The sequence below is a fragment of the Pseudophaeobacter leonis genome, from assembly GCF_002087335.1.
Classification (GTDB): domain Bacteria; phylum Pseudomonadota; class Alphaproteobacteria; order Rhodobacterales; family Rhodobacteraceae; genus Pseudophaeobacter; species Pseudophaeobacter leonis.
Window position 1 is genome coordinate 1 of the sequence record NZ_MWVJ01000063.1, and the last position, 21,216, is coordinate 21,216.

The 21,216-nt window shown below is 57.1% G+C and carries 16 protein-coding genes and 6 pseudogenes; 14 read left to right on the top strand and 8 right to left on the bottom strand.

The features are described from left to right. Positions 1-406 precede the first annotated feature (406 nt). The 3 genes and pseudogenes from B4968_RS23155 to B4968_RS14515 all read left to right on the top strand — a co-directional run bounded on the left by B4968_RS23155 (position 407) and on the right by B4968_RS14515 (position 2,351). Entirely contained in the window at positions 407-670 is a 264-nt protein-coding gene (locus B4968_RS23155) for a hypothetical protein (RefSeq protein ID WP_139792849.1), read from the top strand. A 180-nt stretch (positions 671-850) separates the two neighbouring features. Beyond that, positions 851-1,032 (top strand): annotated as a pseudogene (locus tag B4968_RS14510) (IS5/IS1182 family transposase); the annotation flags it as partial. 116 nt (positions 1,033-1,148) lie between these two features. Continuing rightward, positions 1,149-2,351: a SpvB/TcaC N-terminal domain-containing protein gene (locus B4968_RS14515; RefSeq protein WP_083100114.1), complete on the top strand. Its 1,203-nt coding sequence runs from the start codon at positions 1,149-1,151 to the stop codon at positions 2,349-2,351. Here B4968_RS14515 and B4968_RS14520 read toward each other — a convergent pair. Beyond that, positions 2,343-2,528 (bottom strand): hypothetical protein, encoded by a 186-nt coding sequence (locus tag B4968_RS14520; protein ID WP_083100116.1) that lies wholly within the window; start codon positions 2,526-2,528, stop codon positions 2,343-2,345. The two genes, B4968_RS14515 and B4968_RS14520, sit on opposite strands and share 9 nt — an antisense overlap. A gap of 532 nt (positions 2,529-3,060) precedes the next feature. Between B4968_RS14520 and B4968_RS14525 the strand changes: the two are divergent. Beyond that, positions 3,061-3,999, top strand: a pseudogene (locus B4968_RS14525) (integrase core domain-containing protein); the annotation flags it as partial. A gap of 155 nt (positions 4,000-4,154) precedes the next feature. Here B4968_RS14525 and B4968_RS14530 read toward each other — a convergent pair. From B4968_RS14530 to B4968_RS14555, 6 genes and pseudogenes are all read right to left on the bottom strand, one after another. Continuing rightward, complete coding sequence (locus B4968_RS14530; RefSeq protein WP_083100118.1) at positions 4,155-4,886, bottom strand: proteasome-type protease; 732 nt, start codon at positions 4,884-4,886, stop codon at positions 4,155-4,157. A gap of 34 nt (positions 4,887-4,920) precedes the next feature. Continuing rightward, positions 4,921-5,718 (bottom strand): transglutaminase family protein, encoded by a 798-nt coding sequence (locus tag B4968_RS14535; protein ID WP_083100120.1) that lies wholly within the window; start codon positions 5,716-5,718, stop codon positions 4,921-4,923. After that, positions 5,709-6,660: pseudogene (locus tag B4968_RS14540) on the bottom strand (alpha-E domain-containing protein). The gene B4968_RS14535 and the pseudogene B4968_RS14540 overlap by 10 nt, the downstream one beginning before the upstream one ends. A 1-nt stretch (position 6,661) precedes the next feature. Beyond that, positions 6,662-8,086: a circularly permuted type 2 ATP-grasp protein gene (locus B4968_RS14545; protein WP_083100122.1), complete on the bottom strand. Its 1,425-nt coding sequence runs from the start codon at positions 8,084-8,086 to the stop codon at positions 6,662-6,664. Positions 8,087-8,198: 112 nt separating this feature from the next. Continuing rightward, positions 8,199-9,587 (bottom strand): serine hydrolase domain-containing protein, encoded by a 1,389-nt coding sequence (locus B4968_RS14550; RefSeq protein ID WP_083100124.1) that lies wholly within the window; start codon positions 9,585-9,587, stop codon positions 8,199-8,201. Between the two features lie 405 nt (positions 9,588-9,992). After that, positions 9,993-10,586 (bottom strand): TetR/AcrR family transcriptional regulator, encoded by a 594-nt coding sequence (locus B4968_RS14555; protein WP_161492596.1) that lies wholly within the window; start codon positions 10,584-10,586, stop codon positions 9,993-9,995. A 133-nt stretch (positions 10,587-10,719) separates the two neighbouring features. Here B4968_RS14555 and B4968_RS14560 point away from each other — a divergent pair, with 133 nt between their 5' ends. The 3 genes and pseudogenes from B4968_RS14560 to B4968_RS26205 form a co-directional block, all read left to right on the top strand. Next, entirely contained in the window at positions 10,720-12,063 is a 1,344-nt protein-coding gene (locus B4968_RS14560; protein ID WP_083100128.1) for a flavin-containing monooxygenase, read from the top strand. A 5-nt stretch (positions 12,064-12,068) separates the two neighbouring features. Then, complete coding sequence (locus B4968_RS14565; protein ID WP_083100130.1) at positions 12,069-12,905, top strand: alpha/beta hydrolase; 837 nt, start codon at positions 12,069-12,071, stop codon at positions 12,903-12,905. Between the two features lie 172 nt (positions 12,906-13,077). Continuing rightward, positions 13,078-13,245, top strand: a pseudogene (locus B4968_RS26205) (hypothetical protein); the annotation flags it as partial. Here B4968_RS26205 and B4968_RS14570 read toward each other — a convergent pair. Then, positions 13,219-14,139 (bottom strand): LysR substrate-binding domain-containing protein, encoded by a 921-nt coding sequence (locus tag B4968_RS14570; protein ID WP_083100132.1) that lies wholly within the window; start codon positions 14,137-14,139, stop codon positions 13,219-13,221. The pseudogene B4968_RS26205 and the gene B4968_RS14570 overlap by 27 nt on opposite strands. A gap of 112 nt (positions 14,140-14,251) precedes the next feature. On the opposite strand from B4968_RS14570, the pseudogene B4968_RS14575 reads away from it, so the two are divergent. From B4968_RS14575 to B4968_RS14605, 7 genes and pseudogenes are all read left to right on the top strand, one after another. Further along, a pseudogene (locus tag B4968_RS14575) lies at positions 14,252-15,314 on the top strand (dipeptidase). A 55-nt stretch (positions 15,315-15,369) separates the two neighbouring features. After that, positions 15,370-16,965 (top strand): ABC transporter substrate-binding protein, encoded by a 1,596-nt coding sequence (locus B4968_RS14580; RefSeq protein ID WP_083100134.1) that lies wholly within the window; start codon positions 15,370-15,372, stop codon positions 16,963-16,965. Between the two features lie 72 nt (positions 16,966-17,037). Then, a complete protein-coding gene (locus B4968_RS14585) occupies positions 17,038-18,024 on the top strand; it encodes an ABC transporter permease (RefSeq protein ID WP_241525764.1) in 987 nt (328 codons plus the stop codon). Further along, positions 18,025-18,939 carry an ABC transporter permease gene (locus B4968_RS14590; RefSeq protein WP_083100139.1) on the top strand — a complete coding sequence of 305 codons (915 nt, stop codon included), beginning with the start codon at positions 18,025-18,027 and terminating at the stop codon, positions 18,937-18,939. Continuing rightward, positions 18,936-19,790, top strand: coding sequence for an ABC transporter ATP-binding protein (locus tag B4968_RS14595; protein ID WP_083100141.1), 855 nt, complete (start codon positions 18,936-18,938; stop codon positions 19,788-19,790). The genes B4968_RS14590 and B4968_RS14595 overlap by 4 nt, the downstream gene beginning before the upstream one ends. Further along, positions 19,787-20,528: pseudogene (locus B4968_RS14600) on the top strand (ABC transporter ATP-binding protein). Before B4968_RS14595 ends, B4968_RS14600 begins: the two are co-directional and overlap by 4 nt. 56 nt (positions 20,529-20,584) lie before the next feature. Beyond that, a complete protein-coding gene (locus tag B4968_RS14605) occupies positions 20,585-20,986 on the top strand; it encodes a VOC family protein (RefSeq protein ID WP_241525763.1) in 402 nt (133 codons plus the stop codon). Positions 20,987-21,216 lie beyond the last annotated feature (230 nt).

The following is a 21,216-nucleotide window of genomic DNA, read 5'->3' on the forward strand; positions in this document are numbered from 1 at the left end:
GCCGAGCGCATCCCCTTTGTGGAGCGCGGCACTTCTTGCGCATTCTCCGCCCTCTAGAATGTCCGTCTCTAAGGCCGTCATGCGCCGCAGGGTGAACGCGGGCGGCCATTGGACATTATGAGACAATGCGGTGCCACCATACATTGTGGAGCCTCAGGACACCACAATGTCCCGCCGTTTTTAATCGGTGGTCTTTGTTGGCCCGGCCCGGTCTCTAAAAACGGAAAGCCTGATCATCACCCCATAGACGTATTCGGTTCTGGGCTATGCCCCCCAAACAATCCCGGCACAGGTGCTACAGCCACCAGCCAGATCCAGACCCGACGTTTCAAAGCGGCGCGCGGTGGCCGCCTGGTGGGTGGGTTTTGACAATATGCTTGGGGATACTTCCAGGTTGCAAACCCGCATGGATCTGCGCGGGCTGATCAATCACGCCCGCGTAGCAGCGCAGAACGTGGATTACCTCAAGTCCTTTGAAATGATGGTCCGCCGTCATGTGGCGGGATGGCTCGGCATATCGCTGCAAATGAATGGCACCGCTGGCCGCGCCCATTTTGACAATATGCGCGGCCAGAAAATCGAGACCCCCCGAATGGGGCGAGAAAGAAGAAATCCCGCTGCGGCAAATCCGAGTCCCGGCAAATGGCGATTACCTGCATTCTCTGCCTGAAAGACAAGGACGGCAAACCGCTATTGAGTGATGACGCCGAGACCCTGAACATCCTGGAAGGCGCAAGCGATGCCAAGTTGGCGTCGCGCATCGCCATGCAGGTTTTAGGCGTGCCCCCCGCGGCCAAACTGGGAAACTGATCGAGAAGGATGCAGAGACCCGAAACCTTTACCGGGTGGGCGCAACTGGAGCGGATACCACCGTAGAAGCCGTGTCGAGACAAGATGCATTGCATGGAACTGCTGGGACAACGCCTCATGGCGCGTGACATTGACCGCCAGGTCGCTGAGGTTCAAGTGCGTATCGCGCTCCTGCATGGCTACACCGCGCTTTGCATCCCCATCACGAAAGCCGTACCCTAAAACCGCTGGGGGAAAGGGGGAACCCGCCCATCAGCCGATTTTTGCAACAGAGTCCCTTGACATCTCTGGCGGTTTCGGAGCTTTTCTGCGCAGCCATTGATTGATTGGATTTGACAGTGTTTCAGAAAAAATTCCCTGCACTCGCAGCAGCGACAATTGTGTTTTCGCTATTTTTCTCAGTCAACCAAACCCGTGGTGAACTAAGTCTGGGTGACACTGATGCTCAGCCTCGAGCCACACCGGCGGCCGAGGCTCCGGAAGAAATCACCCAGGATGGTGCTTTTCGGCATACCCTGTCTTTTGACATCCCCAAATATCGGGACCTAGAGCCAAGCTTAGGTCTTACGTACCGATCCTCCTACAAGGGAAGAGGGTCTGCCGAGACATACCTAGGCGCCGGTTGGCAGCTTCGCGGATTTTCGTCGATTGAGCGTGTTACACTTGGCGGCGGCACCCCGACGTATGACGACAGTCTTGACCTTTTCCGCCTTGATGGCCAGGAGCTGATGGCCTGTGAAGATGTCGATGCTCTCAGTAAACTTAGCGCCCTTCGCTCCTATCCCGATCGCTATAAAACAGAGGTGAAAAGCGCCAGTTGTCTAGCGGGTGGCAACCTTACGACCCAAGTAGAAAGCTATAAGCGTATTGAACTGGATACCATCACGATTGGTGGTAAAGAGGTTGAACAGTTTCTGATTTCTGACGGCAAGGGCACAACTTATACCTATAGATCTCTCGGCGATATCAATGACAACAGCACGTCCGGGTCACAAGACGAGTTCAACATTCTCTTTCGGCGAAAGTTTCTGCTGACCAAGATTGAAAACGCCCAAACCAACACCTCAGAGGTGCTCTATAGCTACAAATTCACCAATATAGCCAACGCACTCGCGCACAGGCCAGATAGTATCTCATATGCCGACTATCAGGTCCAGTTTTGGTATTCTTCACCGGGCGCTCCCATGGCAACATATGCCGTTGGGTCTGCAGAGCATATGGGCCGCCAACTCACCCGGTTGGAAAGCGTCTCGGTTTTTGATGGTGCGCAGAAAGTGCGTGCCTATCAAATGCGGTATTCGGCGGCGACATTGACCCAGGCAAACTTGCTGCAAGAGGTCGAAGTCTTTGGCAGTGACTTCCAGCGCGTCAGCGGCATTATCACCAGTGGAACGCAGCTTCCCAGCCTGCTTGACGCGGCCAACTATACCCCAATTCTACCAAGTCTCAGCACGCAGAGCTATCCTGGCAAAGTCTTTCACCGTGGCGCTCAGATCGCTGACGTGGACGACGACGGTCGTGATGAAATGTTGCTAACCTAACGGCATGGCGTCCAAGCAGGCTTCCTTTGCATCAAGATGCCAGGCACCAGACGGTTCGGGTGCCTTGTACGCCTGTCCACCACAGGTTTGCTGGGCGATAACCGCCATAGGGAAAGCCAGAAGAGCCAACGCGGTGACAATAGCGCGCATAGCAGGCACGACAAAATTAAGTGTCATATCATCCTCATGAGAATAAATTGTTCGAAAATCACTAAATTGCTCAACCCATGGGAGCGAACGAAATTTTTACACGCCCTAAGTTCGACAAGCTTGACGGAAAGTCAACCCACAACTGATCCCCCAATAGGTTTTCCCATAAATCGCCTCAACCCTAAGGGTGCGAGTGCGTTTTTCGCTGAGACGCGTGAACGTGCGTAGAGGATGGTGTCGGGGCAATTTTCCGCTTGCTGCTGATTGCCTCAGGGACGTTTTATGACCATCTAATGAAGTGCCGATCCATCGCATCTTTCGGGCCGGGCAGTGCGGGATGCTAAACTCAAGCCCTAGATTAAGTGGGGCTTTGAAGAAAACCCTAGGATCAAGATCAATTAGTCTACCTGAGGCGGTCAATCCTCCATGATTGTTAGCCTCCCTCTTTGAAATGGTCCGCCCTTATATGTTCCATCCCGGATGATCACATTGACCCTCGGCGATCGGCATTTTTCATGGCAAGGTCTGTTCTGAGGGACATTCTGAACGGGGTGCTGCCATGCTGATCCATCTTCACAAGCAAGCGACGACCACACCGAAGGTGCGTGCTGCAATCCAGGCGAGCGGTGAGCCAGCGTCGGCTCTGGCGGAACGGTTCGGCACTACAGAGCAAACGATCTATAAATGGCGGCATCGTGACAGTGTTCACGACCGAAGCCACACAGCACACCGGTTACAGACCACTTTGAGCCTGGCACAAGAGGCTATCGCGGTTGCGCTCCGCAAGACGCTGCTTGTGTCGCAGGATGATCTGCTGGCGGTAGTTCGGGAGTTCTTGAACCCGGATGTCTCACGCTAAGGGCTGGATCGTTGCCTGCGTCGGCATGGCGTGGGCAATCTGCGCGATCTCAAGTCCAAAGAGGCTCGCCCAAGCACAGCGGCTTCAAGGCTTATGAACCCGGATACATCCACATCCATTGCCCGACAGGCGCATCCGCAGGGTGCTGCCGATAGGGACGTGAAATACCTGCCGCACCTTCTCGGTGAATGAAGTCATTCCCCTGCCAGGCGGCGGATGGCAGACGAGACGTCTCGCCGTTATCTGTTCGTTGCGATAGACCGGGCCACCCGCTGGGTCTTTGTGCGCATCTACAGCCGCAAGACGGCGGCTAACGCGCGGCGCTTCCTGCGGGATCTGGAACGTGCCTGTCCAATACGCATCCGCACCATTCTCACAGAGCGGGCCAAGTCCGCCATCGGTCCGAGGACGATGGCGCGCGGAAAAGAGTTCACAGACCGGCTCTTTGGTCTTCGCAAACGGGCGCAAAGCGGGAAGTATGAGTTCGATAGAATCTGCAAAGAGCTGGACATTGAACATCGCCTGACCCCGCCGAGATCGCCGCAGACCAATGGCATGGTCGAGCGCTTCAACGGTCGTATCGAAGACGTTTTACAAAGCCACCACTTCCGATCCGGTGAGGAACCCAGCGGATCACTATCCGGGAGAGCAACGCCCTCGGCGACCAACGACCTGGATGACCAATGACCTGGGCGTCCCGGAAATTAAGCAGGCGCAGATTTGATTTTGTCGGCTCAACCTTTCGCCTGAACCCGCCAGCGAAAGACATTTCGCGCATGGTCAAGCCAATACGGTCAGAGCTTGTAGCTGGGCAGCAACTGAAATGCATCCCGGAGGGCATCGCCCCAGACGGTCGCTATGGTCTGATAGACCTCGTCTTCTGCATTAATCCGTTTGACGCGATCCGTGGCAAAAGAGTCATTCTCATACACCTGCAGATCAAAAGGCAGCCCGACGGACAGGTTTGATTTCACTGTAGAATCAAAGGACACCAGCAAAAGCTTGATTGCGTCTTCGAACTCCATCTGACTGTCATAGGCCCGGACCAGGATCGGCTTTCCATACTTGGTTTCACCGATCTGAAAGAAGGGCGTATCCTCCGTGATCTCAATGAAATTACCCTCAGGGTAGATCATGAATATCGTTGGCTTTCCGCCCTTTATCTGGCCACCCAGAATGATGGAGGCACCAAATTGGTCGTCTGATGTCTGACCTGTCGGTGACGAGTTTACAATCACCTCGCGCAGGGTGGCCCCCACCAGCCGCGCAATCTGAAACATGGTGGGTTCGCGCAGGATGCTTGGATCACGGTCTTGTTCCGAGACAGAGCGTTCCTCCAGCAGGCTGATCAGTGACTGCGTCGTCGCAAGGTTGCCGGCAGTCATGATGGTGATGGCGCGCTCGTCTGGCACATGCCAGGTGAACATCTTTTTGCTGACCGCAAAATTGTCTACGCCTGCGCTTGTTCGGGTGTCCGCCATAAAGACAAGCCCGCGATCCAGGCGCATTCCGATGCAATACGTCATTTCATTCTATCCGACAGGAAACCTTCGCATCTCTTTACTGCTGGACCTGTAAAGATACCATAAGCGTTTCATCGGCAGAGCCCATGCGCAGCCCTTCGATGGGGGCGGCATCGCGGGCATCCCGGCCGACAGCGATGCGCACGTAGTGTTCATCCGGGGACACGCCATTTGAGACATCAAAGCCGACCCATCCCAGCCCCTGAACGCAGACTTCAGCCCATGCATGGGTTGCTTCCTGGATCACCTGCTCTTTGATCATCAGATAGCCGCTGACATAGCGTGCAGGCAGCCCTGACAGCCGCGCGGCTGCAACAAAGATTTGCGCGTGGTCCTGACAGACGCCGCTGTCGCCCCGCAGCGCGTCTTCTGCAGAGGTGTCGACCACTGTGCCGCCCGTTTTATACGGCAGCGCCTCCAGGATAGCGGCGGAAAGAGCATGCAATTCGGCAAGCTGCGCCTCAGGGTTTCCCGAGATCCGGGGCAGCGCCTTAATCGCATCGCCCGGCGCTGTTAGCGGGGTCGGTTGCTGAAAAAGCCACACAGGCGCCCGGCCTTTGAGCGGACCAAGCACCCCGCTGGCATTCAGCGTTTTCACCTGGCCGCTGGCCTGAATGGTTAAAACGCGCGCCCCTGGCGTCAGGCTCACCAGATCGACATGGTTGCCATAGTGGTCAAGATAGCTTGCCTCGACCTTGCCGCCGACGATCTCAACGGACCAATTCACCACCTCTTGCATCACTGACGACAAAGGCCGCAGGCGCACCTTTTGCAGCGCATAATCCACGGGTGCGCTGTAGGCGTATTCAGTCGTGTGATGTATTGTTAAGTCCATTTGCCCAAAAACCTGTAATCAACTTCGATCTGTTGTGCGAGGGTCGCGGTGCAGTCGATAACTGAGCTTACAAATTCGTGCAGCCCTTCGTCAAAGATCGAAGTGATGTCCCGGTTTACCAGCCGTGCGCGCAGGGCGTTGGCCATCTCATGTGACGGATGTGTGGTGCCGTATTCCTCGGCCAGATGCGACAGGGCTGTTGACGATCTGTCCTGCATTGAAGGCCAGCGACCTTGGCATCCGGCGATCCAGGATCAGGAATTCAGCGATGGCAGGCGCGGTAAAGTCCTCCTCCACAGCCCAGCGGAACGACCGGTGCGCCGAAACAGAGCGCAGGATGGTTTCCCACTGCACATTGTCCAGACGACTGCCGACAAAGGAGGGCGCCGGCAACAGTGAGTAGTACTTCACGTCAATGATGCGTGCCGTATTGTCCATCCGCTCAACAAAAGTGCCCAGGCGGCAAAAATCATAGATGTCATTGCGCAGCATAGTCCCGTGCAGTGCCCCGCGCACCAGCCCCGATTGTTGCCGGATGGTGGCCAGCACAGCAGGCAGTTCCGTCTGAGGGATCTCATCCTTCAGCAGATCTGTGAACAGCATCCATGTTTCATTGACGGCCAGCCACACTTCGGTGGTCAGTGCGGTCCGGACAAGGCGCGCGTTGTCACGGGCAGATTTCATGATCGACAAAACAGAGCTTGGATTTGACGGCTCGCGCAGCAAAAAGTTGACAACCTGCGCGCTGTCATAGCCTTCGCAGATCGCTTCATATGCCTGTTGCGCCGCAAGCGTGGAGATCACCGACTGCCATTCCGCCTCGGCTGTTGTTGACCGGGTCAACGCGATGCGAACCCCCGCCTCAATCAGCCGCGCAGTGTTCTCTGCCCGCTCAAGCGAGCGGAACATCCAGTACAGTCCCCCTGCGGTTTTTCCCAACATGTCAGTCTTCCAGTACCCAAGTGTCTTTGGTGCCGCCGCCCTGACTGGAGTTGACCACCAGTGAGCCTTCTTTCAGGGCGACGCGCGTCAGCCCGCCCGGTGTGATGTTGACGCCTTTGGGCGACACCAGTGCAAAGGGGCGCAGGTCAACGTGGCGCGGCGCGAGGCCGCTCTCGGTAAATATCGGCACCGTGGACAGCGACAGGGTTGGCTGCGCGATATAGTTGCTGGGGCGCGCGCGCAGCTTATCGGCGAAATCAGACAGCTCCTGTTTGCTCGCCGCCGGCCCCACCAGCATGCCGTAGCCGCCAGAGCCATGCACCTCTTTCACCACCAGATCGGCAAGTTTATCGAGCACGTATCTGAGCTGTTGCGGCTCTGAGCACCGATGGGTCTCCACGTTCTTCAAGATCGCAGGCTCGCCGGTGTAGAATTTAATGATATCAGGCAGGTAGCTATAGACCGCTTTGTCGTCCGCAACGCCTGTGCCCGGGGCGTTTGCAATGGTGATATTGCCTGCCCGGTACACATCCATAATCCCCGGAACCCCCAGCATCGAGTCTGGGTTGAATGTCAGCGGGTCAAGGTATTCATCATCCACCCGGCGATAGATCACATCAATCCTCTTGTAGCCCTTGGTGGTCCGCATGGCGATATGGCCATCCACAACCCGCAGATCGTGCCCCTCGACCAGTTCAACCCCCATCTGATCGGCCAGAAAGCTGTGTTCAAAATAGGCCGAGTTATGAATGCCCGGCGTCAGGATCACCACGCAAGGCCGCCCCTTGCAGCCAGAGGGTGCCGAGGCCTCAAGCGAGCGGCGCAGGTTTTTAGGATAATCACTGACGGGCTGCACCCGAATGCTGCTGAACAGTTCGGGGAACATTTGCAGCATCGACTCACGGTTTTCCAGCATATAGCTGACGCCAGAGGGCGTTCGCGCGTTGTCCTCAAGCACGAAAAACTCGTCCTCGCCGGTGCGCACGATGTCAGTGCCCACGATATGAGTGTAGACATCTCCCGGCGCACTGAAGTTGATCATCTGCGGCAAGAACGCATCGTTCTGAGCAATCAGATCCGTTGGAATGACACCGGCCCGTAAAATTTCCTGCCGGTTATAAATATCGTGCAAAAAGGCATTGATCGCATAGACGCGCTGCTCAATCCCCTTTGACAGCTTGGTCCACTCTCGCGGCGAGATGATCCGTGGCACCAGATCGAAAGGAATGAGCCGTTCCTCGGCATCCTGCTGTCCGTAAACATTAAAGGTGATCCCCGAGCGCCGAAAAAACGCTTCAGCTTCTTCCGACTTGGTCGCGAGGCGGCCAGTGTTCTGTTTGGCAAACCAGGCATCGTAGCCTTTGTAGGGCGGGCGAGCCTCCCCGGCGACGTGCATTTCGCTAAAGTGCGTTTTGTTGATGCTCATAAAACCAGCCTAGTGAGTTTGCATGATAACGCAACGCGGCTGGTCTGCTTCGGCCGCTAGTATCCGTCTTATTGATCAAAATTGCATCGTTTCCAGACACCGCGAACAGCCGCTACTGCCCTGCCAGCATCTTTGCTGCCGCACGCATATAGGCCGGCGCTTTTATTTCGCCATAAGGGGCAATGTAGGGGGTTGCGGAAAAATACACCCCAACGAAGTCCCGTTCAGGGTCAATGTAGATGCCTTGTCCGGTGTTTCCGTGTTTATAAAGGGCGCCGTCCTCAAAGATAAAGTCAAACTGGTACGCGCCTTTGACTGGCGTTTCCTGAAACAGCGATATGGCCTGTGCTTCTTTGGCGCCGCCTTGAAACGCTTTTGCATCACCGCCTGCGCGAATGCGATCAAGTGCGGCTTTTGAGACCACTGGCCTGTCAGCAACCGAGGGCCAACTTGGGGTCCACAGAACGCCAAATTTTGCCATGTCTTCCAGGCTGGACGAAACAATGCCCATATTGAGGCCCTGCCCGTCAGGCGCAAGATGCACAAGCAGCGGCATACGCGCGTGCAGGCTCCCCCAGATTTCTGTGCCAATGATGTCGGACACCCGAAGATCTGTAACGCCCTCCAAGACCATTCCCAGGACATGGGTATTGAGCGACGAGTAGCGAAACCGTTCGCCGGGCCTCTCACCCTCAAGCGGCGTCACCTCGCGCAAAACAGACAGCCAATTCCCCACGTCGACATCGCGGTCTGTGGAGCCAAATGTCGCCAGCACAAAGCGAACAAACATTGAATTCGGGTTCAGGATCGACTCGTTGGTTTCTTCGATATCCAGGCCGGTGGTATGGTTGATAAGGTCAATGACCCGCACCCCGTCCCAAGCCGTCCCCGCAAGATCCGCCGCATATTCGGTGACGGATCTGGACGGATCCAGACGCCCCTCTTCGATAAAGCTGGCGGCCAACAGCCCTGTCAACGTCTTTGAGGCGGATGCCCACAGATGCACATCGGCCGACGACATGCCGGGATAGGCCTCGTACACCACCTTGCCCTTGTGCACCATCAGCAGGCCCTGATGCCGAAACGTCGGGTGGCCGACATAGTCTTTCAGAGCCAAGGGGCCTTCGCTGTCGGTTGTTATCGTGATCTCTTTGAGTTTGGGTTCAAGGGCGTATTCAAAGGGTTTGTAGACCGGGTTTGGCGCCACCACATCGGTGCGCATGACTGACGCGAAATTTTGCAGATAATAGAGGGTGTGGTCGCCGCCCATTTGGGCATGAAAACTGTTGAATGCGCCCTGCGCCTGGCGCACGAAATCCTTCTGAAAGGGCTGTTTTGCGGCCGCAACCGGCAAAGTCACCCGCGCACCCGGCACATTCAGGGCCTCTTCTACGGCGGCGTTTTGGGCCAGAGCTGGCGACGCGCACACTAAAATACCGCCGAAAATGCCGCCGAAAGCTGCGAGAAAAATGGCGTGTCGCCTGCGTGGAAGAAGGTTCATTTTCGTGTTTCCCTTTTGTGCCAAAGGCCCGTTTGCGCCAAAGGCCCGTGCCAAAAGTCGTTTAGGTCAAAAGACTGGGTCAAAAGTCGATTTCAAATAAAAGTTAAGGAAGCCCGGACCAATTGGCCTCCCTTCTGTGGCCAGCACAGGGGTCGAAACAGGGGCCAGCACAGGGGGCAAAACAGGGGCCAGCACAGTGACCTGTTCGCCTACCAGTGTTTGGCCGCGCAGCTGAAAAAACAAGTGATTCCACAGAACGAGCGGATCTCTGCGAAAACCCGCCCGAGGCTATTGCCTCCTGGAAAAATCCTCCGCCTCACTGACACGAGACAGGAAAAGGAAAGCCGCCAGCAAGGCCCCGATGGTACCACCCAGCGACTACAGCGGGGGTTGATGGTGTGGCGACTAGCTTTTTGTCAACATCGGCAGGAACAAGTCGGTCAAGTAGCTCACACGCACTTCCGCTTCTTCAGGGCAGGATGCGCAATGGATCACCAGGTCAAACCCCAATGACATCATCGAATCTGCGGTCATCTCTGGCATGAGCGTGCAGAACCGCCCCGTTTCCATCCCCTCTCTCAGGTCTGAAACCAGATCATTGCGGATCTGAGTATTGTTGCCGCTGAGATAAAAGACCGGTCGGAACTCCCCCTGACATCGGGCAATAATGGCCGATGTCTCGGGGTTTTTGATCGCCAGTTGCACACAGCTGTGAAAGGCCGACCACAGAAATTCTTTGGCAGAGCGCGACGACGCACGCACAGTGCGCAGCTCTGCCGCAAGCGGCTCGACGATCTCGTTCATGACAATCTCAAAGACTTCTCGTTTGTCTTTGAAGTTGTTGTAGAACGACCCCTGGGAAAGGCCGCTTTCACGCACGATATCGCGGATGTTTGCAGCCTCATACCCCTTGGTCGCAAAGACGTGGCGCGCGGCGCAGACCAGAAGATCGCGGTTGGCTTTTCGGGTCTGCGCATGGGGTATTCGCGTGTGTTTCATAGCCACAACTATGGCATAGGGGTTATGCAGCTTACAGCCGAAATATGTCCTCTTATTTAGTGACACATGTGTCAACAAGTTCATTGACGGATATGTCACGACCTGCAAGCCTCGCCTGCAGGGAGGACACGGAATGACCAAAAAAACTGTTGCTGTGATCGGCGCCGGCCCTGCGGGCCTGCCGACAATCAAGAATTTCCTGGACCAGGGGTTTGAGGTCAGCGCCTTCGATCAATGCGAGGATGTGGGAGGGAACTGGCGCTATGATGACGCAACCGGCCACTCCAGCGTTTTTGAGACCACGCATATCATCAGCTCCAAGTATTACTCGGAATATGAAGACTACCCGCTGCCAAAAGACGCGCCTGATTATCCCTCGCATGTGCAGCTGCTGAGATATTTCAACGGCTACGCCACCGAATTTGGCCTGCGCGCCCATATCACCTTTCGCACCACTGTCACCAAGACCGACCCCCTGCCCGACGGGCGCTGGTCGGTGAGCTGGCAAACAGACGGCGAAGCGCCGCAAAGCCGCATCTTTGATGCGCTCTGTGTGGCAACTGGCCACCACCACACGCCGCGCTGGCCTGACTATCCCGGTAAATTCACCGGAGAATACATACATTCGCACAGCTACAAAAAGGCAGCTCCCTTTGCAGGCAAAAGGGTGCTTGTGATCGGTGGCGGCAATTCTGCCTGCGATGTTGCCGTAGAAACCTCGCGGGTGTCAAAAGAGACCTGCATCAGCTGGCGGCGCGGCTATTATCTGATCCCGAAGTTCATTTTTGGACAGCCCGTAGACAAGTTCTTTTACAAGTTCCGCAAGCTGCCAAAATGGGCGCAGATCAAGGGCATGACCATTGCTTTGACCCTGCTGCAGGGCAAGAACCGCGACATCGGATTGCCGGACCCCGACCACCCGGTGCTCGCGACTCATCCCACGCTGAACTCTGATCTTTATCTGGCCCTGCGTCATGGCAAGGTTATGCCAAAGGTCGATATCGCAGGCTTTGATGGGCAAACCGTCCATTTCAAAGATGGCAGCAGCCGGGATTTTGACACTGTCGTGGCCTGCACCGGCTATCACATTACCCATCCCTTTTTGGACAAATCCGTCATTGATGTAACCAATGGCCCGGTGCCTCTGTATGAACGCATGCTGCCCGAGAAGGTGGCGAACCTCTACTTTATCGGCCTGTTCCAGCCTCTTGGCTGCATCTGGCCCGGATCAGAGCTGCAGGCAAAACTGGCCGCGCGACATCTGGCCGGTTTGTGGCAGCCGTCCAGGCCGATTGGGCAGCTGATAGAGGATGAGCTGGCGCATCCTGATGTCAAACAGGTCGCATCACCGCGCCATACGATCACCGTCAACGACGAGGCCTTTCGCGCCCGCCTGCGCAAAGAGCTTGCCCGCTCACAAGCGTCACCACACCCTGAGCGCCGCACCCAGGGGCCTGCAAGCATTGCGGCTGAATAGCTGCCATGACGGAACAAATAGCCAGCCGCCGCGTTGACCGCCTTGCTGGAGAGGCAGGCGCATTAGAGGTTGTTACCTATGAAACTGCGCGCCTCCCTCGCAAGGCTGACCTGCTCTTTGTGCATGGGGCATGGTCCTCCAGCTGGTACTGGGAGGAGCATTTCATGCCCTGGCTTGCCGCGCGGGGGTATCGCTGTCGCGCGCTATCACTGCGCGGGCACGGCGGATCTGACGGCAAGGTCAGATGGGCCTCGATCAATGACTACGTGGCCGATGTGGCCCTTGTCGCGCAGGGCATGGACACCCCTGTGATCATCGGCCATTCGATGGGCGGGTTTGTGGCGCAGAAATACGCTGAAAAACACCCGACGCGCGGGGTTGCCCTGCTGGCCTCGGTGCCGCCATCCGGGGCCAGGAGTGCCCTCGGCAAGATCCTGACCAAACACCCAAAGGGCTTTTTGCGCACCAACCTGACGCTGGATTTATACGGCGTTGTGGCTGACCCCAATGATGCGCGTGCTTTGCTGTTCTCGCGCGACAAATCCCAGAGGGCCAAAGACCAGTATCTGCAAAACCTGCAGTCAGAATCCTTTCGCGCCTTTCTGGACATGTTGTTTTTGCCTGTCCGAACGCCAATCGCGCCGGGCATTCCCGTGGCGGTTATTGGCGCCGAGCGTGACCAGATCATCAGCCAGGAAAACCTGACCGCGACCGCAAAGAGGCACGGGGCAAAGGCTGCTATACTGCCGCAGACCTCTCATATGGTGACGGTCGATGACCGCTGGGAGGAGGCTGTCGCCATGCTGGAAAGCTGGATCTCAACCTTCGTTCCCGACAACTAGCCCCGCCCGAACCAGCCCGGCGAATTGATGCGATCATCGCCGATGCCGGGATTGAGCGGCTCGGCCTGATGCAGGATATGCCCTCAGACACCTTTGAGGCGGTGGCGGGAACCAACCTGATGGAGCTCTAGCGCACACTGAAACCAGCCCTGCCCAGCGGTATGGAACGCAGGGGCATTTGCTGGCCATTTCGTCTGTTTCAGCGCGTATCCCTTTCCCGCTTGCGGCCGCCTATGGCTCTTCAAAGGCGGGCGTGGATATGCAGACCTCGCGCGCCAGTCTGGTGACGCGCCAGCATGGTCCATACATATTTTCAGCCATTGGCCGCGACCCTTTTTGAATGGGGATCAGAGGGGGTATGGAGCCTGATATGGCGGATAAAGGCGCGCGCGATCCGTGGTAATGGGCGCTGATCAGACATGACAAAATAGCTGCGGTATTCCATGGGGGATGCAAACCGGCGAAACACCAGGTCGTCCGAGCGATAGTGATACACCGGAAAAGGATTGACGACAGCCAGCCCCAACCCCTCCTTGGCCAGATCCACCGCTGCAAACGAGGTAGAGACCTCTGCCACAATCCGGGGTTTGCAGCGGGCCTGATTAAAGATCTTTTCCAGCTGGGTGCGGCGCGCATGGCGCGGCGCAAGCGGGATCAGGGGCTGGTCGTGCAGATCCACCGGATGCACCTCGCTTTGTGCTGCAAGCGGATGGTCAGCCGCCATGACGCAGACGGCAGAAGAGACCCGAAAGGCCTGCATCTTGACACCAATCCGGGCAAACTCGACCCCTGTCAGGCCAAGATCAAAGCGGTCTTCCAGAATGGCGCGGAAAATCTCGTCAGAGGTGCTGACTTCGAGGCTGACAAAGAAATGCGGGTTGATGGCAAGGAAGCTGGCGATCTGACTAACAAGAAACCGGTGGGCATAGGTGGGCGGCGCAATCAGACGCAGCGTTTCGCGGATCGGCTTTTTCGGCCCATCAATCTGGTCCAGCGCTTCAAACAGCGGATCAAGCCGCAGGTTCAGGCGCACCGCTTCTTCTGTCGGACGCAACCGACCTGCTTCGCGTTCAAAAAGCGTGAGGCCGGTGCGGGCCTCAAGACTGCCAATGGATCGGCTGACGGCCGATTGCGACAGCCCCAGTCGCTCGGCTGCCGCTGTTGCCGTGCCGCCCTGCATCAGGGCACGCAGCGCCTGATATTCGGGCAGGCTGTGCCAGGATTTGCGTGTCATTGCGCCCCTCTTGCGGAAATCGCATAGGAATATGCATATAACTCATGGCATTTCAGCTAGCCCATGACAAAACATTTGATAGCGTGGTCTTAATTAAATTTTGGGGTTTCATTTGAGCGCTTCCAGTACACCTGCCATTTTTGACGGGCACAATGATGTTCTGCTGCATCTGTACCGCACGGGCGGGCTTGCGGCCTCTGACAGTTTTCTCACCGGGCGCGACGGAGCGCTTGATCTGATAAAGGCAAAGGCCGGCGGCTTTGGCGGCGGCTTCTTTGCGGTTCTACATCCCATCGCCGATGGATAAGGCCTTTAAGATGGATGAGATGGAGAAACCCGCCTACGACCTGCCACTGCCAGAGGCCATTGATTGGGAAGACGCCTTGCCTGTGGCGATGGCCATCACCGCGATCCTTTTTGATCTGGAAAACAAGGGGGCGCTAAAGGTCTGTCGCAGCGTTGCCGATATCCGCTCGGCGCTGGCAGCTGGCAAAATGGCGGCGATTTTTCATATTGAGGGCGCTGAGGCGATCGACCCCGATCTGCACACTCTGGAAGTGCTGTATCAGGCGGGGCTGCGCTCTATTGGACCTGTTTGGAGCCGCCCGACGATCTTTGGCAATGGTGTGCCGTTTCGCTATCCCAGTGATCCGGACATTGGCGAGGGGCTGACGGACCACGGGTTGCGCCTGGTGAAACGCTGCGACGAGCTGGGCGTGATGATTGATCTGTCACATCTCAACGCCGCCGGTTTCTGGGATGTGGCGCGCCAATCAACCAAACCGCTGGTGGCCACCCATTCCAATGCGCATGGTATTTGCCCGCATTCACGCAATCTGACCGACGATCAGCTGGCCGCGATCAAGGACAGCGATGGCATGGTTGGGCTGAATTTTGCAGTGGCGTTTTTGCGCGATGACGGGCGCATGATTGCGGATGTGCCGCTGCAACAGATGCTGCGGCATCTGGATTATCTCATAGAGCATCTGGGCGAGGATCGCGTTGGTCTTGGCTCTGACTACGACGGGGCAATTGGGCCGCAGGATGTGACCACGGTTGCGGATCTGCCCAATTTGAGAGTGGCCATGACACAGCATGGGTATGACGACGCGTTTATGACCAAGCTGTGCCATGGGAACTGGTTGCGCGTGCTAGAGAAAACCTGGGGATCATAACCCCGCCACGCACGCGCTATTTTAACAAAAATCCAAATAGGAGAGGTCTTGGGTTATGAATGCTTTTAACCGTTTACTATCCAGTGCGGCACTTGGTCTGGCGGTGGGATTTACCACCTTCGCAGCCGAGGCAGAAACACCGGCAAATATGCTGGTCATCGCAAACCGGATTGACGACATCACCACCATTGATCCGGCGCAAAGCTTTGAGTTTGCTGGCTCTGACGTCAGCCGCAACATCTACAACAAGCTGGTCAATTTCGACCCGCTCAATCTGGACGCGGGCTATCAGCCTGATCTGGCGACCAGCTGGAGCGTCAGCGATGATGGCCGCACCATCACCTTTACCATGCGCGAAGGCGTCATGTTCCATTCCGGCAACCCTGTGCGCGCCGAAGACGTCGAGTTCTCGCTGCGCCGCGTGGTCACTCTGAACAAAACGCCTTCGTTTATTCTGACCCAGTTTGGCTTTACCCCTGAAAATGTGGGCGAAACCATCGTGGCCGATGGCAACACCATCCGCATCACCACAGACAAGCGTTACGCGACCTCCTTTGTGCTGAACTGCCTGACCGCCACCATCGGCGGCGTCGTCGACAAAGAGGTTGTGATGGCCAATGAGGTCGACGGCGATCTGGGCAATTCCTGGCTGGCGACAAACTCTGCCGGCTCTGGCCCCTATAAGCTGCAGGGCTGGAAGCCAAACGAGAGCGTCACCCTGGTGAGCAACCCGGACTATTACGGTGGTGCGCCTGCGATGGAGCGCGTCATCGTGCGCCACGTGCAGGAAAGCGCCACCCAGCGGCTGATGCTGGAACGCGGTGACATTGACGTCGCCCGCAACCTGAACCCAGAAGACATTGCAGGCGCGCGGGCCGCTGAGGGCATCGCAATTGACGATGAGCTGCGCGGTCGACTGATGTATATCGCGGTGAACCAAAAGCACGAAATGCTGGCCAAACCCGAAGTGCGCCAGGCGATCAAATATCTGGTTGACTATGAGGGGATGCAGAACAGCTTTCTCAATGGGCAGTATACCATCCACCAGAACTTTTTGCCGCGCACCTATCTGGGGGCGGTTGATGAGAACCCCTTTAGCCTGAACATTGAAAAGGCCAAGGAACTGCTGGCCTCTGCCGGTGTTGGCCCGTTTGAAATTGAGGTCGGCGTGCGCGAAGCGCAAGAGCGGATCGAGATTACCCAGTCGCTGCAAAACACCTTTGCGCAGGCAGGCATCACCCTGAACATCACAGTGGGCACCGCCAAGGCCATTCTGGGGCGCTACCGCGCGCGCGAGCTGGACATGTATATGGGGGCCTGGGGACCGGATTATCCGGATCCGCATACAAATGCAGGCACCTTTGCCTATAACCCCGACAACTCGGACGAAGCCGGCGCCACAGGCCTGCTGGCCTATCGCAATGCTTGGGACACCGGCGGGTTGACAGAAAAGGTTGCGGCTGCCGTTGTTGAGGGCGACCGGGAGATACGGGCAAAAATGTACGCTGATATTCAGTCCGAATTCCGCGACACCGCCCCCTTTGCGGTCATGTTCCAAAAGATTGAACAGACAGGCCGCAATGAGGCGGTTCAGAACCTCAATCTGGGTGGGGCCATCACGGCTGTATCTTACTGGCCGGTAATCAAATAAATGGCTTTGGCTGAACACAAAAACGGGGGGCGCCACAGGGCGCCTCTTGAGCGTTGGATCCGGGCGGTGTTTATGCCGCTGGGCTCGATCATCGTTACAATGCTAGGGCTGATGTTCGTCACCTTCGTCATTGGCCGCATTATGCCAATTGTCCCGGTGCTGGCGATTGTCGGCGAGCAGGCCTCAAAATCCACCTATGACGCCGCCTACGAGCAGCTGGGACTGGACCGTCCTATTGTTGTGCAGTTTGGCCTCTATGTCTGGGACGTTATTCACGGCGATTTTGGCAAATCTCTTTTGACCGCCCGGCCGGTGGCTGAGGACATCAAACGGGTGTTCCCGGCGACGCTGGAGCTGGCCACCATCGGTGTCTTTGCCGGCATTGTCCTTGGCGTGCCATTGGGTGTTGTGGCGGCGGTAAAGCGCGGCTCCTGGATCGATCAGATCGCCCGGGTCATCGCATTGGTCGGCTATTCCATGCCCATCTTCTGGCTGGGTCTGATGGGACTTCTGGTGTTTTATGGCATCCAGGGATGGGTCGGCGGGCCGGGCCGGGTTGGCATTTTCTATGTCGATATCGTGCCTTCTGTCACCGGCATGATCCTCGTGGACAGTATCCTTGACCGCAACTGGGATGTCTTCAAAGACGCCCTGAGCCATATCGTGCTGCCGGCCTCGCTCTTGGGCTATTATTCACTGGCCTATATCAGCCGCATGACGCGCTCGTTCATGCTGGAACAGCTCAGCGCGGAATATATCACAACTGCAAGGGTTAAGGGCCTGTCCGAGAGCGCGGTGATCTGGCGGCATGCGTTCAAGAACATCCGCGTGCAGCTGATCACGGTGATCGCGCTGAGCTATGCGACCCTGCTGGAAGGGTCTGTGCTGACCGAGATCATCTTTAGCTGGCCAGGGATCGGCAGCTATATCACAACCGCTCTTTTGTCAGCTGACATGAGCGCGGTCATGGGCGGCACCGTGGTGGTTGGACTGGTCTTTATCCTGCTGAATATCTTCTCTGACCTGCTCTACAAGGTCTTTGATCCGAGGGCGAAATAGATGGCTGAGGCGCAAAACTGGCGTGCGTGGTTGCTGACCGACACGCCCACATCCCGCAGACATGCAAAGCTCTCGGCGCTGTATCAGGGCTGGCTGTCGTTCAAGGGCAATACCATGGCGATGGTGGGCCTTTGGATTCTGATACTATTGGGGCTGATCGCGCTGGCAGCGCCTTTGCTGGCGCCACATGACCCCTTTGCGCAGGAGCTTGGCAACCGGCTGCAGCCGCTGGGATCACAGGGTCATATCCTCGGCACCGATAGTCTGGGTCGCGACATCCTGAGCCGGCTGATCTATGGCTCGCGCATTACGCTCTACATTGTGGGTCTGGTGGCCCTGATCGCGCCCATCACCGGGCTGCTGGTGGGGACCGTGGCAGGCTATGCCGGGGGCTGGACCGCCCAGATCCTGATGCGGATCACCGATATCTTTCTGGCCTTTCCCCGCCTTGTACTGGCGCTGGCCTTTGTCGCCGCCTTGGGCGCAGGGATCGAAAATGCAGTGCTGGCGATCTCGCTGACCGCCTGGCCCCCCTATGCCCGGATCGCCCGGGCCGAGACGCTGACCATCCGGTCCTCGGATTACATCAGCGCCATTCAGCTGCAGGGGGCCGGCGCGCTGCGCATTATCGCCAAACACATCTGGCCGCTGTGCATCTCCTCGCTGATCGTGCGGGTCACTTTGGATATGGCGGGGATTTTTCTTACTGCCGCGGGGCTTGGTTTTTTTGGCCTTGGTGCGCAGCCGCCCAGCCCCGAATGGGGCGCGATGATTTCCGAGGGGCGGCGCTTTATTCTGGATCATTGGTGGGTCGCCACCGTGCCCGGCATGGCCATTTTCACCGTCTCACTGGCCTTCAACCTGCTCGGCGACGGGCTGCGTGATGTTCTCGACCCGAAGGATAGCGAAAAATGACGCTGCTGGATGTAGAAAACCTTTGGGTGCGGTTCCCCTCCCGTCAGGGCGTGTTTGACGCGGTGCGCGGCGTCTCATTCTCGCTGGGTAAGGAACGCCTTGCCATTGTCGGCGAAAGCGGCTCTGGCAAGTCGATGACCGGTCGCGCTATCCTGCGCCTGATCCGCCCGCCCGGCATTGTCAGCGCGGACCGGATCTCGCTGCAGGGCGAGGATCTGATGGCCAAATCCGAACGCGAGATGCGGGCGGTGCGTGGTCAGCGCATCTCCATGATCATGCAGGATCCAAAGTTCTCGCTGAACCCGGTGATGACCGTCGGTGCGCAGATCATCGAAGCCTACCGCCTGCACAGCAAAGCCAGCAAATCCGAGGCCTATGCCAAAACGCTGAGCATGCTTGAGGCTGTCTCGATCAGGGACCCCGGACGCGTGATGCGCGCCTACCCGCACGAGATGTCGGGTGGCATGGGGCAACGCATCATGATCGCCATGATGCTGATCCCCAATCCCGACATCCTGATTGCGGATGAGCCCACCTCGGCGCTGGAGGTCTCGGTGCAGCGACAGGTGCTGTCGATCATCGACAAACTGGTCACGGACCGGGGTATGGGGCTGATCTTTATCAGCCATGATCTAAATCTGGTGGCGGATTTCTGCGACCGGGTGCTGATCATGTATGCGGGGCGCATCGTTGAGGTCTGCGATGCCAAAAACCTGCATGACGCCAAACATCCCTATACCCGTGGCTTGCTGAATTCCCTGCCGCGCCTGCAAGAGCCGCGCAAGAAACTGGACGTTCTGAACCGTGACCCTGCCTGGTCCGAAGCCCCCAGCGTGAGTGGTCGCCTATGAGCATGCTATCAGTTGAGAACCTAAACGTGTGGTTTGGCGGCGGGCGCGACCGGGTCGATGCGGTGCGTCAGGCAACCTTTAGTGTTGAGCGCGGTGCCAGTTTTGGCCTGGTCGGCGAAAGTGGCTCGGGCAAATCCACCATTTTACGCGCTATTATGGGTCTGGCGCCAACCTGGTCCGGAATGATTACGGTGGATGGAGAGGTCATAACCAAAAAACGGCAAAAGACCTTCTACAAGACCGTTCAGATGGTGTTTCAGGATCCCTATGCCTCGCTGCATCCCCGTCACTCTGTCGATCAGGTGCTGGGCGAAACCCTGCATCTGCATGGATTTCGCGACATCGACGCGCGGGTGGTAAAACTGCTGGATGATGTGGGTCTTGGCGGCCAAATTCCGGTTTCGCTATCCGCATCAATTGTCTGGCGGCCAACGGCAACGGGTTGCAATCGCGCGCGCCCTGGCACCCGAACCCAGCATTTTGCTGCTGGATGAGCCAACTTCGGCTTTGGATGTCTCGGTGCAGGCCGAAATTCTGAACCTGCTGACCGATCTGCGCGACAAACAGGGGCTGACCTCCCTGATGGTGTCGCATGACCTCTCGGTTGTGGGCCATATGTGCGAGCATCTTGCCGTCATGAAAAGTGGTGAAACCGTCGAGATTATGGATGTTGAGACCCTGCGCACCGGACAGGCCCGCCACGCCTATTCGCAAGACCTGCTGGCCGCCTCAGTGTGAGCAAAGCACTGCCTGCTTTGGTCTCAGCTTGTCACAAATCCAACGCATAGTATACAATGGCATACAGATCGACCTATCTGAGGCCTGAAAAGATGATCCTGGATCTGCATCACATCCAAATTGCGATCCCAAAAGACCAAGAGGATACAGCGCGGGCCTTTTATGGCGGCATTCTGGGGTTTTTGGAGGTTGAAAAGCCACCTGCCCTGCGCGGGCGCGGTGGGCTATGGCTCAAAGCCCCGCATGTTCAGCTGCATCTTGGCGTAGAAGATCCCTTTAGGGCGGCACAAAAGGCCCATCCCGGCTTTAGGGTGGTGTCGCTGCAGGCTGCGATGTCGCATCTTGAGGCCAGTGGTATTGCCTATCAATTCGACATTGATCTCCCCGACCTGCGGCGGATCTACATTAAAGACCCCTTTGGCAACCGGATCGAGCTGTTGGAAGTCATCTCCAGTTAAGGCCCAAGCCAGCCGCTGCCGGGCTGGCTGATCGCCGGGCTGGCACAGGAATTTTTCCCATGGTCTGGACAAGACGGGTTGAAACACCCCGCCACCACCCAGAGCCGCTTTGCTCGTTCAAACTGTTGCAGACGCAGGATCAGACGCAAGACCAGAGGCAGGCTATGCCACATCGTGAAAACCCATTTGGGCGGCTGCTAAATGAGATCCCTCTGATGCCTGTCTGCGTA